The sequence below is a fragment of the Streptococcus sp. HMSC072D05 genome (assembly GCF_001815805.1).
In the GTDB taxonomy this organism is placed as follows: Bacteria; Bacillota; Bacilli; order Lactobacillales; family Streptococcaceae; genus Streptococcus.
In genome coordinates this window covers 1-233 of record NZ_KV821986.1, presented here as the reverse complement: position 1 = coordinate 233, position 233 = coordinate 1, and the positions used below count along the sequence as shown (strand labels likewise).

Genomic DNA, 233 nt, shown 5'->3' with positions numbered 1-233 from the left:
AGCTGGTGGTCTGGGCTGTTTCCCTTTCGACTACGGATCTTAGCACTCGCAGTCTGACTGCCGACCATAATTCATTGGCATTCGGAGTTTATCTGAGATTGGTAATCCGGGATGGACCCCTCACCCAAACAGTGCTCTACCTCCAAGAATCTTTATGTCGACGCTAGCCCTAAAGCTATTTCGGAGAGAACCAGCTATCTCCAAGTTCGTTTGGAATTTCTCCGCTACCCACA

1 rRNA gene is annotated in these 233 nt (G+C 49.4%); it reads right to left on the bottom strand.

Annotation, left to right across the window (positions count from 1 at the left end):
• Positions 1–233, bottom strand: a 23S ribosomal RNA gene (locus HMPREF3057_RS01140); the annotation flags it as partial.